Genomic DNA, 14,371 nt, shown 5'->3' on the forward strand with positions numbered 1-14,371 from the left:
AAATACATCGCTCAATTAAAAAAAGCCCAGACAATTCGTCTGGGCTTTTTCAGCTATTAACCAACTTTAACTAACACTTCATTATAAAACCGAGATTTTATAATATCATTACTTAAAACTTATCTCTTTACTATAGACGTAATTGTCTCTGTTTTATTTCAAACTTTAACACATTTGGCTAAACTTTAACAAAAACCCGAAACAAGACGTTTCGGGTTTTCTTTATTTAATAGACAAACATTAACACTAACCATCAACTATTTCTGTCGGCTATTAAATATCCTAATACTCTATTAAAGACCATAAATTATATTATTTGTGACAGTTTTTTTATTATAAAAATCCACTGCCTGATTTTTCATCATTATCTCTTTGTTTTCTTGATTTAGCTCTGTATTTGCCACCTCCAAAACGATAAGATAAACCTGCAAATATTGTTTTAAATTCTGGTACAAAATTTACTTCTTGTCTAAACGGTCTTTCACTTAAAATATTTATTTCTTGCGTATCAAAAACATTATTAAAGTTTAAACTAAATATTGCTCTATTTTCCTCTAAGAAGCTATATCTCATCCCTAAGTTGACAAAATACATAGGGTCCATCTCAAAGTTTAGACCTGTATCCTTTCCGCGATACATGGCAAAAGCTGAAAATGACAATTTCTTAGTTGCCTTAAAATTGTTGAATATTCTAAAATTATAGATTAGGTTATCTACTTCAACTTTATTTAATTCTATGTCATTTTCTGTAGGGTTTGGTATGGATGGATCTAATTGTTCAGCAAATCCTCTTTGCTTACGACCATATAAATCAAAACTAGCATTAAAACTCCACCATTTAGTTGGTCTGTAGTTACCGGAAACTTCAAACCCATAAGCAGATGTATTATCAAAGTTATCTATTCTTAATATCACTCTACCACTTCCTAAAGTTGACCTATCTACAAAGACTCCTTGATTTATTTCATCTTCAATAAGTCTGTAAAAAATGCCTGCAGTAATGCTTCCTTTTTCTAAATTTCGCGTATAGTTTACTTCTAAAGAATTAGTGAATTGAGGTTCTAATTCTGGATTTCCAAATTGAGAAATCAGAGGTGTGTTAAATTCTGGTATTGGATTTACCTGACCAACACCTGGTCTATCTACTCGACGACTAAAACTAAACTGATACGAGTTTTTTTCTGAGGCTTCATAAGTTACAAAAGCTGAAGGATACACTTGAAAATAATCATTTTCGAAAGGAAATTCACTTGTTATATTATTGGTAAGGTCTGTGTCTAAAGCTAGTGCGTTTACATTTACCGATTCTGCTCTCAAGCCGAGTTGATAAGACCATTTTTCTAACTTTTTGCTATAACTAGCATATGCAGAGTAAATATTTCTTTCATAATTAAAATTAGTTGCGGATGGAATGTATGCACCCAATTGATTCTGTAAACGTGCATTAGAAAAATAGTCAATTTCATTTTCAAATAAACGCGCCTGTAAACCTACTTCTAGTTTTGCAGATTCTGATAAAGGATTGACATAGTCTAGATTTAATTCGGTTCTTGTTCTTTCCACATCTGTGAATTCATCGAAGTCTGGTCTGCTTCCTATGCCACTAAAATTATTATCTGTAAAAACATCATTGTCAAAAATATTGTGATCTACTTCAAGCTCAATATTATGACCTTCTTTATCAAAATCTAATTTGTAATTGACATTATATTGCTGACTATTATTTTGATTGTTATTATCAAATAGTTGAATTTGATTATTACTAGAATTATTACCAAAAATCAATTCGGTTTCTCCAAGTGCTCCACCATCAAATATATTTTGATTTGTAAAAATTGAAAAGGTGTTTTTTTCATTAATGTAATAATCTACACCAACTTTAAATAAATGAGAATTTCGTTCGTCCGTGATATCAAATAATTGTGTAAGATCAGATTCGGTTTGTTCTAGAATTCCAAAATTGGCGTTTTCAGAAATGTTATTTCCATAACTCCCATAGAAATTGAGTTTACCGTTTCTATAATTCATATCAATAGAACTATTGAATTTTGGAACAAGTTGATAACCAAGTCCGAAATTAACATTACCATTAAAACCTACATTGATATTTTTATGAAGAATAATATTAATGATGCCACTCATACCATCTGGATTATATTTTGCAGATGGATTAGTAATTAATTCAATCTGTTTTATAGATGTTGAAGGCAACTGCTTTAATAATTGTGCTGCAGGTATATTAGATAATTTACCATCTACCATCACCTGTGCGTTTTGGTTACCTCGTAAGGCTATATCACCTGTTTGCTGATCTACATTTACAGATGGAATATTATTCATAATATCTGATGCTGTTGGTCCAGATGTTGTTAAATCCTTACCTACATTAATGACCTTTCTATCTATTTTTTGTTGAATAGTCGAAGTTTCTGCCACAACGACAACTTCATCTAAGTTTTCGGCATCTTCCTGAAGGTATATGTCACCTACATCTATTTTATAGCCATTTTTACCTATGTTTACTTCTTTTTCAATGGTTTTGTATCCAATGAACTTAATTTCAACTTTAATAATACCTTCTGGTATTTTTACAATATTAAAAGTTCCATCATTATTTGTGATACTACCTGTAATGATTTTGTCATTATTATCCTTAATAATTACATTGACATAAGGCAGTGGTTCATTGAGTTCGGTGTCCATTATTCGGCCTGAAATAGAACCATATTTAATTTCTGAATTTGAACTGGGTTGTGCGCTTAAAATGGCTGATGAGACCATTAAAAGCATTACGAAGAAATGCTTCATTTTTTGATTGTTTTTTGATTGATTGATAGTTTCTTAGAATTAAGACGACTATTTTTACATCATGTTACTCTAATTAACAGAGCTTAACAATTTTTTAACATATGAAGAAAAAAACTTTAGTTCTTGGCGCTTCTTTAAAACCACGGCGTTACTCAAATATTGCAATAAACCGATTACGAAATTATAATCATGAAGTTAAAGCCTTAGGGCTACGGAGTGGTGTTGTAAATGATGTTGAAATTGATACAGAACTTATACTATATACTGATATTGACACAGTGACTCTTTATTTAAATCCTAAACGTCAGGAAGCGTATTATGACTATTTGGTAGGTTTGCAACCACAGCGCGTTATCTTTAATCCTGGAACGGAGAACCCTGAATTATACACAATCTTGAGAGCTAATAATATTGAGGTCGAAGTGGCATGTACTTTAGTCTTGTTAGCTACTAATCAATATTAAAATCATTATTTAAGAAACGAGATATTTGAGTTTACCAGTTTCCCTACAAGAATACCTTGGTCAAGACCAACTTCTACTGCGGCTTTATAATGAATACCACCATAAAGTCTACTTACAGCAGCTTCTTGCGCAGCTAATCTAAAGGACTTAAAACTTCGCATTGGTAAGCCATATGGTAATTCTGTAGTATCATCAAATGCAAAATTATCACCAAAAATCTCAGTTAATACTTCTGAGGAGGCACCAGAAACCACGGAATGCCCACTTGTATATTCTGGGAAAGGTGGTGTTTGCAAAATAGGAGCCCATTCTAAATCGATGTGCTTATTTATTAGTGTTTCTGGCCGTACCAGATTGCTTCGGTATTTTTCATCCCAACAACTAATAAAAGCGTCTGCAATAGCGATAGACGTTTTGGTATAAGCGTAAACAGTTTTTTCGAAGTCAGAATTTGATTGTTTTGAAGCAATTTTACAGATACCAATCCAATGAGCACCAGGTGTAATCTTTTTTTCTGCAAACATAAAGTGTCCTTTATTTACGGAAACAAAAGGGTTACAGTCCCAAAACCTCGCGATTTGTATTTCTTCACAATCATTTCCTTTGGCTCTAATTTCATTATTTAGATGAAATACATCCATTAACTCTTTATGGAACTGTGTGCCTTCTTCCAAAGAAAATTTTGGCGGTGGAATAGGTTTAAATTGTGCTGCTGAGTCTAAAACAAAAGTTCGTAATTTATTCCAATTCGGTTCTATGCCTTTCATGTAAGCAGGTGGAGTAGGTTCCCAACGCCATTCATCATCTGTATAGATATTATAATCTGGCATATTACGTGTTTTACCATAATTATCCGCGTTCATCCAGGTTATTATCTGTTCAGAAATTTCTAAACCGTAAGTCTTAGCAGAATTAAATGCATCAGGGTTTAAGGCTTTCCAATTTGTATATAAACTGTCTCTATAAGCTTCGATACGTTCTTTAGAAAATACAAGTTCTTTAGCGACATCCAAATAAGCAATAACTGATGCCAGTTTTAAATTTGTAGTATTCTCGTTTTGGCTAGATTTTAATTCATCTAAGCCATTTAATTGATTCACCAGAGAATTATAAGTTGTGCTGTTTTGATTAAGTACTTCATATGCAGCAATATTAGGATATACGTAAAGTCTACTCGCAACAGGTGGCGAGAATATATCGTGTATCATAACTTCAGTTAATTTATCGACAACGTTATGATAATCGTCTGTGTCAATGGTAATGGGCTGTATGTTTTTTTTGCATGTCAATAACATGCTACAAGCGCATACAAATAGTATGAAATGTTTTAGTTGCATAAATTAATCTTGAAATGAATAAATTTTAAGCTCATCATTATTTGAAAGCACACATATGATTTGCTTATTCTTCATTTTAATAATTTCAATTTGTTTTATCTGCTGATTAAAAGGATCCATGCCTAATGTCTCAACAGACTTGTAATTAGTCGCATCTTTTGCTAAGAGGCCTTTCAATGCAGTATATGACCCATGATAGGTGTTTACCTTATAAGAATTACCACCAACCAATAATTGACTTTCTTTACCCATTGTTAGAGTTGAAAATGTGTTTATTGGTGCGAGTTGAAAAGCAGCATCGAATTTAATAAATTCAGCAAATGAACCACCATCATTTCTTAAATAGCCTGACGCTAACTTGTGAGCTTCAAATTTTTCTGCTAAATCCAAAGATCCTTTAGTAATGGCTTCTTCAATAGTTTTACCTGCATAAGATTTATGGTCAATATAAATCTTGTTAATCACGTTCATCTGAGCTGCCAATTCATCTTTAGAATTCAATGGATAATAGTTACCGTCTTTATTATAGGCAATTAAAGTTTCATTTACACCATTTTCATCAAAATCTGAGTGATACATAACTAGTGGACCATCAAAATTCAGGTTGAATTTCGTATTAAGTCCCCAATTTCCTAAAAGGATATCTTGGTCACCATCGCTATCAATATCAAAAGTAGAGATTGATTGCCATAGTCCATTCATGTTTTCAGGTACGTCTAATAAATCTAAAGAACCATTAATGTTCCTGTAAATTTTTGGTGGGTCCCATTCTGTAGCTACTAAAAGATCCTTTGTGCCATCTCCATTAATATCTCTCCATTCGGCAGCACTAACCTTAGTCGATAGTTCTAATTTAGTATCTATAGAAAATTTTCCTGTACCATCATTGTTAAGTATGTAAGACGATACATTTTTACCAAAGTCTTTTGAGTCAGCAAGGTTGCCGATGAACAAATCGGTGTCACCATCAGAATCGTAATCATAAGCCGCTACGGAAGATGTTACTAGGATGTTATTAGGAATCTGACCTTCAGTTTTTTCAAATTTTCCATTGTTGTTAATGTATAATCTATCATTTTGTAGTACATCATCTTTAGATTCGGTGATACCAGAACCAACATATAGATCCATATCTCCATCATTATCCGCATCAAAAAATACCGCATCATTATCTTCAAAGGCCCTGTCTTCTTCAAAATTGATTTGTTGTGATTGAGAAAATCCTGTACCAGAATTCATATATAAAACAGCTGCTTGTCCCGAAGAATTTCCCATAAAAATATCTTCAAAGCCATTATTATCTATATCTGCAACGGCCATTGCAGGACCTTGCATTGAAATCTTATATGGGATTAATTTTTGTTCCACAAAATCATTGTAATTATCTTCTTGGTGTTTATAACTAATCAGTTGTTCTTTTTTAAAGAAAGTGTTGTTAGATGATTTGTTGTAATCATAGAATTGCTCTGTGAATTGCTCTGTTGGAGCATATGTAATTTTTAGTGACTGATTAATATCTAAACCTTTTAAAGTCTGATACTCATTATTTGGCCAAATGATTTTAATAGAATCAATGGTTTCGGCATTATTTATTCCAAAATGTAATTTACTCTCTAATGATGACAAAAATCCTCTGGATTTGAATAACTGTTTTAATTGTTGTTTTCCTTTGTTATAAAGAATGGCTTTGGTTCCAATACCTTCTTTATTAGCTCCTTTATATTGAAAGTCTAGCATAATGAAATTATTGCTATCGTTTGTTGTATTTGTATAGATACCAGCGGCTTCATTAAAGTTATTGGTTACAATATCCAAATCACCATCCAAGTCTAAATCAACATAAATAGCTCCGTTAGATAAGTTTGGTTTATCCTCTATCCAGTTACCAGTTTTATTACTGAATTTTTTTGAGTCACCTTGAAAAATTTCATTTGACACTTCACCACCTGTCATTTCACTTATAGAATTAAAGAGCCATTCTAATCCTTCGCTTTCTGACCTGCCTTTAAACGCACTTGATACGTACTTTCTAAAGTCTAATCCATTAGGTCTACGAAGTATGCCATTAGAGATAAATAAATCCTGATGACCATCATTATTAAAATCTGCAAATAGTGGTGCCCAACTCCAATCGGTATCTGCTACTTCATTAAATAAGGCAGTTTCCTGAAAATGGTCTCCAGAATTACTGATTTGAAGCATATTTCTGGAATACTGGTCTTTATAGCCTAAATTAGTGAGATGCACTTGCATATTGAACATGGCATCATCACCTTCTGTTTCTTTTAAGATACGCTCATCCTTAGGAAGCATATCTAGCGTCATCAAATCTTGAAAGCCATCACCATTTATATCAGCAGCATCACTACCCATTGAGAATCTACTAATTGTTGTAAAGGCATCTCCGAGACTTTCTCTAAAAGTACCGTCCTGGTTGTTTAGGTAATAATAATCATCTTCATGAAAATCATTACAAACGTAAATATCATCCCAACCATCGTTATTAAAATCTGCTACGGTAGCGCTTAATCCATAGCCATTAACACCACCATATATATTGGCCGATTCACTTATGTCAGTAAATTTACCATTGTTATTGTTTAATAATACGTCTCCAACCAAAGGAGCACGTTTATTCCGCAGTTCTGCTCTACCATGAGATAGTGTTGTATGTACGGCATGATTTACGATGTATACGTCTAAATCATCATCTTTATCATAGTCAAAAAAGTAAGCTTGAGTGGAATAACCTGTAAAATCTAAACCGTACTCTTTAGCGCGTTCTGTAAAAGTACCATCACCATTGTTAATATACAATTCATTATGCCCTTCAAAATCTAAAAGATTAGAAACAGCACATACATAAATATCCAAGAGTCCATCATTATTTATGTCTATCATCGTTGCTCCGGTTTGCCAGCTGGCATTGCCTTTGATGTTGGCTTTCTCAGAAACGTCTTCAAACTTTAAATCACCTTTATTTAGGTACAATTTATTGTCACCCATATTAGAGACAAAAAATAAATCTGGTAAATTATCATTATTAATATCTCCTGTAGCAACTCCGCCACCGTTATAATAATAAATATAGTTAATAATGCTATGTTGTGGGTCTTCAGTTATAAGATTTACAAAATCTATTCCTGAGTCAGACTCAGAAACTTTAGAGAGAAGATAATTGGGTTTGTCACTTGTTGTTTTAGGATCTTCTGAACACCCAAAACTAAAAAATAATACAGCTAAAAGTAGACCTAATTTTTTCATGTAAACAAATGATAAATGGTGTATGGCAAATATACTAAATATTTATGGTTGGCGACTTTGAATACGGTCTGTATGACTATTCTTAGCTTTAGTCGTACTTATTACTTTTTCTTTATGAAAAGTAAACCTAAGAATGTAATTAATCCGTTAATAATAAGAATTTCAAACCCAATCTCATAACCATCAAAAAGATCTTTTGAATATAGATTTAAAACATAAGATAGAATAGGAGCTGCAATAGCAATTATCCAGACATACTTGTCTCTAATTTGAGATTTAGTTAATAATCCAAAGGCGAATAATCCTAATAACGGACCGTATGTGTAACCTGCTGCTTTAAAGAGCTCCCAGATAACTGAAACATCTTTAAAAATGAGATCAAATAATATGATTACTATAACCAAAACAATACTAAACGCCACATGAATTTGTTTTCTAATGCGTTTACGTTCTTGCTCTGGTTTCTTCTCAATACCAATAATATCAATGCAAAACGAAGTCGTCAAAGATGTTAAAGCAGAATCTGCACTAGAGTAAGCTGCTGCTATTAAACCAAGTAAAAAGAATGCCGAGATGACAATTCCAATTTCTGGAAGCATCGCAATGGTAGGAAATAAATCATCTTTGGTCGCCAAAATATTATGAGCTTCAGCATACTGTGTTAGCATAAGCCCAAGTACTAAAAAGAGAATATTGACAAAAATTAATATTATACTAAATGTCACCATGTTTTTTTGAGCATCTTTTAAATTTCTACAGGTAAGATTTTTTTGCATCATATCTTGGTCTAAACCTGTCATTGTTATAGTAATGAATATTCCAGATAAGAAACTTTTCCAGAAGTATTGAGCGTCATTAGTATCGCCAAAAAAGAATACCTTACTTAATTTACTATCCTTAGCGTTTGTTATAATATCAGAAACACTATCCAAGCCTAGTGCAGAAGCTAAAAATATAATAGTTACCACTACAGAAACCAACATAAAAAGGGTTTGAAGCGTATCTGTAAATATGATGGTTTTTATTCCTCCTTTAAATGTGTATAGCCAAATTAGAGCAATAGTAATTATTACGGTGATGGTAAAAGGAATATTATATAAATCAAAAACTAAAAGCTGTAATACTTTAGCGACAAGAAATAATCTAAAAGATGCGCCTACAGTTCTCGATATTAAAAATGCTACTGAACCCGTTTTGTAACTCACATTACCAAAACGATCTCTTAAATAAGTATATATCGATGTTAAATTAAGTCTATAGTACAAGGGAAGTAACACATAAGCGATGATGAGATAACCAAAGAAATATCCAAAAACCACCTGCATATAGCCAAATTCTTTGGCTTCTACAGCTCCTGGAACAGAAATAAAAGTAACGCCTGATAGCGATGCACCTATCATACCAAACGCTACAAGATACCAAGGGGCCGATTTATTGGCTTTAAAAAAGGCAGCGTTAGAATCTTCTTTTCCTGTAAAATATGAAATGACAACAAGCACAGCAAAGTAGCAAACAATTAAAATAAGAATAGAAGTTGGTGTCATAAATACAGCCTTGTGTTTAGAAAATTTTATGAAAAATAGTACATTTGGAAAAAATAGCTACTTAAAAAATTAGATTTATGAAAAAGATTGCCCTTTTTTCAGCGTTATTAATGCTTGTTTCGTTTACCTATTCTCAAAACTATCAAGACTTAATAGCTGAAGGAACTCACACTGTAGAATATATTGTAGAAATAGCGGAAAGACACTTTGATTCCGTTGGAAGAGAACGCGGTACAGGATATAAACCATTTAGAAGATGGCAATATTTTGCAGAACGTGCTATGGACGAAACAGGAAAATTAAAATCTCCAGAGTTTTATTATAACGAATTACAGAATTATAGTGCCAGAATAAATGACGAAGGTTTAGCTGCCAGAACTGTTGTTGGTACTTGGGAAGATATGGGACCTACCTATTGGAATGCAACTGCAGGATGGAATCCAGGTGTAGGCCGTATTACTTCTTTAGCGATTGATGAGAATAACTTAAGCCATATTATTGCTGGAGCCAATACAGGTGGAGTGTGGAAAAGTATGGATGGAGGAACAACGTGGGTTGTTTTAACCGATAATCTTGCTAATATTGATGTCTACGCCTTAGCTATTGATCCTTTAGATAGTCAGACTTATTATTGGGGTTCTACAGGAGGTTCAATATTTAAGTCTACAAATGGTGGTTCAACCTGGACTTTGCACGGAGATTTATCCGGCGGAGGAACCGTAAATAAAATATTAATTCACCCAACAGACACATCAAAAATGTATTGTAGTGCTCAAGGTGGTGGATTATATAAATCGACAGATGGTGGTGCAAATTGGACTATAATAAACGGAAGTGCAACGACAGGTTATGACGTAGAATTTAAGCCAGGTGATCCAAATACTGTTTATGCGTCAGGGGAACAGTTTTTCATTTCAACTGATGGAGGTAATACCTTTAATACTAGTGACGGACTAGGTGGATGGTCTCAGGAGTTTGTATCAGGCACTAATAACTGGACAACGTCTGGTTCTAATCAAAATTCTACAGTTTTACCTAAAACAGGTAATGCTATGGCATTCTTTTATATTGGAAATTTCTCATCTCCTGTAACAAGATTAATATCACCATCTTTGAATTTGTCGGGTGCAATTAATCCAGAGTTAAAGTTTTCATATACACAGGTGAATTGGGAAGGAGACCAAGATACGGTTAAAGTACTTTATAAAACTTCTGCTGGTGGAAATTGGGTAGAATTGGCAAATTATTCTTCAGAAGTTACAAACTGGGCAGATATTACGCTTAGTCTCCCAAATGTATCAGGCGATTATTATATCGCGTTTGAAGGTACTGCGAACTATGGAAGAGGTATAACACTAGATGATGTTTCAGTCGAGGCTAATAATTTAGGAGTTGTATTTTCGGATGGTTTTGAATCAGCTCCAAATGAGTTTGCTTCTGGACCAAAAATGATTGGAGTATCTGCAGATGATCCTTCTGTAGTTTATGTTTTAGAAGCAGCAGGTAGTATTTTTGGAGGTTTCCATAAATCAACCAACAGCGGGACAACTTTTACAAAAATTAATCATGGAACCACTAATTATTTTGGTTATGATTCTAATGGCTTGGATAGTAGAGGTCAGGCACCAAGAGATATGGATATTGTAGTGCATCCAAATAATGTGAACGATGTTCATATTGCAGGAATAAACACCTGGAGATCTACTAATGGTGGTTTAACATTTGGTATTACATCACAATGGACACCAGGTGGAGCAGCAGGTCTAAATATTGGCTATTGCCATGCTGATGTAGACATTATGCATTTTGCAGGAACAGGTGTTAATGCTAAACTTTATGTAGGTAGTGACGGTGGAATTTTCAGAGCTGATAATCCAACTTTAGTTAACACAAATTATTATACAGATTTAACAGCAGGAATGGGAATTAGACAATTCTACAAAATTGGTGTGAGTCAAACTGATCCAGTTGTAGTAACCGGTGGTTCTCAGGATAACGGCACCTCAGTTTTAAGTGCTGATGGTAACTGGACAGATTGGTTAGGGGCTGATGGAATGGAAGGATTTGTAGATAAAAACAATTCTCAGGTATTGTATGGTACTGTACAATTTGGAAGTTTAAATAAAACAACTAATGGTGGTGCGAGTAGATTTGGATTATCAAATCCTGCGGGAGATGGTAACTGGAATTGGATTGTGCCTTTTGAGCAAGATCCTATCACGCCAAATACAGTTTATGTGGCATACAATCAGGTGTTTAAATCGACTAATGGAGGAACGTCTTGGGTAGCAGCATCGCAAAATTTCGGAGCTAACATTGATCATTTTAAAGTAGCACCATCTATTAATAACATAATGTATTTAGCCATTAATGGTCAGTTCTGGTATACTACAACTGGTGGATTACTATGGACGCAATCAACACTAAATCTAAATGGTGGTAGAATAAATGAAATAGCTATACATCCTACAAAACCAGATAAAATAGCAATAGCTACTACAGATAGTCAGAAAGTATATGTGAGTATAGATGGTGGTCAATCATGGACATCTAACCGTTGGGATTTACCAAACTTCGCTTCGCAAGCATTGACTTGGCAAAATAATGGAAAGGATGGTCTATATGTGGGCATGAATTATGGGGTATATTATACAGATAACGTTTTAGGCGATACATGGACACCGTTTAATAATGGATTACCTAATGTGAGAATAAACGAGCTGGAAATAAATACGGCAGACAATAGAATCTATGCCGCGACCTACGGAAGAGGGCTTTGGAGATCAAACGTTTATGACGAAAGTCTAAGTGTTACTGATTTTGAATTCAATAATTTAGAATTATATCCAAATCCTGCGACAAGTGAAGTTAATTTAAAATGGAATAAACCAGAAGATGTTAGCGTTAGAATTTATAACACCTTAGGTAAACTAATGTATTATGGGAAAAGCGTGAATCTTATTGATGGTTTGAACATTGACGTGTCTTCATTTGGCTCTGGAATGTATTTTGTGAAATTGAATAGTTCTCAAGGCGAAATCACTAAAAAATTGATTTTAAAATAGTATTTAAAACTTATCGCAAAGCCCAGTTGTAAAATAGTTATAATTGGGCTTTTTTATTTCTAAAATCTGTAACTTCGTACTTATGGAATTTTCGTCTAAACTCTTAGAAAATGCGATCAATGAAATGGCACAATTACCAGGAATTGGTAAGCGTACCGCTTTACGATTAGTCTTGCATTTATTGAGACAGCCAGAAAATCAAACCTTTCAATTAGCAAACGCATTATCAAAAGTTAGAGCAGAAATTAATTTTTGTAAATCATGTCATAATATTAGCGATCAGGTACTTTGTGAGATCTGTGCAAATCCTAATCGCAATAAAGAATTGATCTGTGTCGTTGAAGATATTAGAGATGTCATGGCAATAGAGAACACAAGTTCTTTCAAAGGTTTATATCACGTTTTGGGTGGTAAAATATCTCCAATGGATGGTATTGGTCCACAAGATTTAAATATAAATTCTCTGGTTCAGAAAGTTAAAACAGGTGAAGTTAAAGAACTCATTTTTGCTATGAGTCCAACCATGGAAGGAGATACTACTAACTTCTATATTTTTAGACAAATTCAGGATTTTGAAGTGGCTACCTCAACAATTGCTCGTGGAGTTGCAGCAGGTAATGAACTAGAATATACAGATGAAATCACTTTAGGACGTAGTATTATTGATAGAATACCTTTTGAGGCATCATTAAAATCATAACAGACTTTGCAATTATCGGTTGTCATTCTTAATTATAACGTAAGCCACTTTTTGCAGCTATGTATCAGTAGTGTTCTAGCGGCGACAAAGGATATTGATGCAGAGATTATAGTTGTAGACAATAAGTCTTCTGATGATAGTTGTGCAATGGTGAAATCAGTATTTCCTGGTGTAAAGCTGATTGAGAATCAGGAAAATTGGGGTTTTTCAAAAGGAAACAATATTGGTGTTGCCGAAGCTAAAGGTGACTATTTTTGTATTTTGAATCCGGATACTGTTGTTGCTGAAGATATCTTTGTTCGACTTTTGAATTTTGTTACATCTAAACAAAATATAGGAATTGTAGGATGCCAACTCATAGATGGTAAAGGTGAATTTCTTCCTGAGAGCAAAAGAAATGTTCCCACAGCGAAAATTGCCTTTCAGAAGATGATTGGTTACGCAGAAAATTATTATAATCTAGCTTTAGACAAAGATGATTGCGGTAAAACGGATGTATTAGTTGGCGCGTTTATGGTGATAAAACGAGAGGTTTATAATAAGGTCGGTGGCTTTGATGAAGACTATTTTATGTATGGTGAGGATATCGATTTGTCATTCAAAATGCTAAAGGCAGGTTACAATAATTATTATTTTGGAGAGGTAACTATAATTCATTTTAAGGGTGAAAGTACGTTAAAGGATAAGGTATATGCAAGGCGTTTTTATGAAGCTATGGAAATTTTTTATAAAAAACACTTTAAGAAGAATGTTATGTTTTCTGCTTTGGTAAGAATGAGTACCAAACTAGCTTCAAAAAAAGGGAGAACTGTCCCTGAAATAAATGAAAACAACACATTAAATGCTATATTAGTGTCCTCTACTATTCCTAAAGCATTACAAGGTGTATTAGAATTGCCTTGCTTTTTAGAATCAAGTTTTCCGGATGACATTGAAAATACATTAGTGATACTTGATGCGGATTACCTTAATTATAAGACGATTATCGATTATATAAAATCTAACAGTGCTTCAAAATCGAATTCATTTAGAATTTTACCAAAAAATAGTACTTTTATACTTGGTAGTGACAGTAGTGTTGGAAGAGGACAAGTACTGCACTTCTAAATTTTTAGTTGAATAAAAATCAATAAAACATCTGTTTTTTTATTAATTTTGCATTCAATTAGCTAATAAAGACCTTTAAATT

Annotated in this window: 8 protein-coding genes; 4 read left to right on the forward strand and 4 right to left on the reverse strand. The window is 33.4% G+C overall.

What is annotated here, in order from left to right; genetic code table 11:
* Nucleotides 1-333 precede the first annotated feature (333 nt).
* The gene (locus tag ACTG3Y_RS00070) at nucleotides 334-2,808 is read right to left on the reverse strand and encodes a TonB-dependent receptor domain-containing protein (protein ID WP_439150880.1); all 2,475 of its coding nucleotides are present in this window, start codon (nucleotides 2,806-2,808) and stop codon (nucleotides 334-336) included.
* Between the two features lie 101 nt (nucleotides 2,809-2,909).
* Here ACTG3Y_RS00070 and ACTG3Y_RS00075 point away from each other — a divergent pair, with 101 nt between their 5' ends.
* Entirely contained in the window at nucleotides 2,910-3,272 is a 363-nt protein-coding gene (locus tag ACTG3Y_RS00075) for a CoA-binding protein (RefSeq protein WP_439150881.1), read from the forward strand.
* Between the two features lie 5 nt (nucleotides 3,273-3,277).
* Here ACTG3Y_RS00075 and ACTG3Y_RS00080 read toward each other — a convergent pair whose 3' ends face one another.
* The 3 genes from ACTG3Y_RS00080 to ACTG3Y_RS00090 all read right to left on the reverse strand — a co-directional run bounded on the left by ACTG3Y_RS00080 (nucleotide 3,278) and on the right by ACTG3Y_RS00090 (nucleotide 9,417).
* Complete coding sequence (locus ACTG3Y_RS00080) at nucleotides 3,278-4,567, reverse strand: vanadium-dependent haloperoxidase (RefSeq protein WP_439150882.1); 1,290 nt, start codon at nucleotides 4,565-4,567, stop codon at nucleotides 3,278-3,280.
* Nucleotides 4,568-4,612: 45 nt separating this feature from the next.
* Nucleotides 4,613-7,873: a VCBS repeat-containing protein gene (locus tag ACTG3Y_RS00085; protein ID WP_439150883.1), complete on the reverse strand. Its 3,261-nt coding sequence runs from the start codon at nucleotides 7,871-7,873 to the stop codon at nucleotides 4,613-4,615.
* A 101-nt stretch (nucleotides 7,874-7,974) separates the two neighbouring features.
* Nucleotides 7,975-9,417, reverse strand: coding sequence for a sodium:solute symporter (locus ACTG3Y_RS00090; RefSeq protein ID WP_439150884.1), 1,443 nt, complete (start codon nucleotides 9,415-9,417; stop codon nucleotides 7,975-7,977).
* A 77-nt stretch (nucleotides 9,418-9,494) separates the two neighbouring features.
* Here ACTG3Y_RS00090 and ACTG3Y_RS00095 point away from each other — a divergent pair, with 77 nt between their 5' ends.
* From ACTG3Y_RS00095 to ACTG3Y_RS00105, 3 genes are all read left to right on the forward strand, one after another.
* On the forward strand, nucleotides 9,495-12,482 hold the full coding sequence (locus ACTG3Y_RS00095; RefSeq protein WP_439150885.1) for a VPS10 domain-containing protein: 2,988 nt from the start codon (nucleotides 9,495-9,497) through the stop codon (nucleotides 12,480-12,482).
* Nucleotides 12,483-12,564: 82 nt separating this feature from the next.
* Nucleotides 12,565-13,182, forward strand: coding sequence for a recombination mediator RecR (gene recR / locus ACTG3Y_RS00100; RefSeq protein WP_439150886.1), 618 nt, complete (start codon nucleotides 12,565-12,567; stop codon nucleotides 13,180-13,182).
* A gap of 6 nt (nucleotides 13,183-13,188) precedes the next feature.
* Nucleotides 13,189-14,289: a glycosyltransferase family 2 protein gene (locus ACTG3Y_RS00105; RefSeq protein ID WP_439150887.1), complete on the forward strand. Its 1,101-nt coding sequence runs from the start codon at nucleotides 13,189-13,191 to the stop codon at nucleotides 14,287-14,289.
* Nucleotides 14,290-14,371 lie beyond the last annotated feature (82 nt).

Origin of the sequence: Winogradskyella sp. (assembly GCF_965656915.1) — a bacterium.
Classification (GTDB): domain Bacteria; phylum Bacteroidota; class Bacteroidia; order Flavobacteriales; family Flavobacteriaceae; genus Winogradskyella.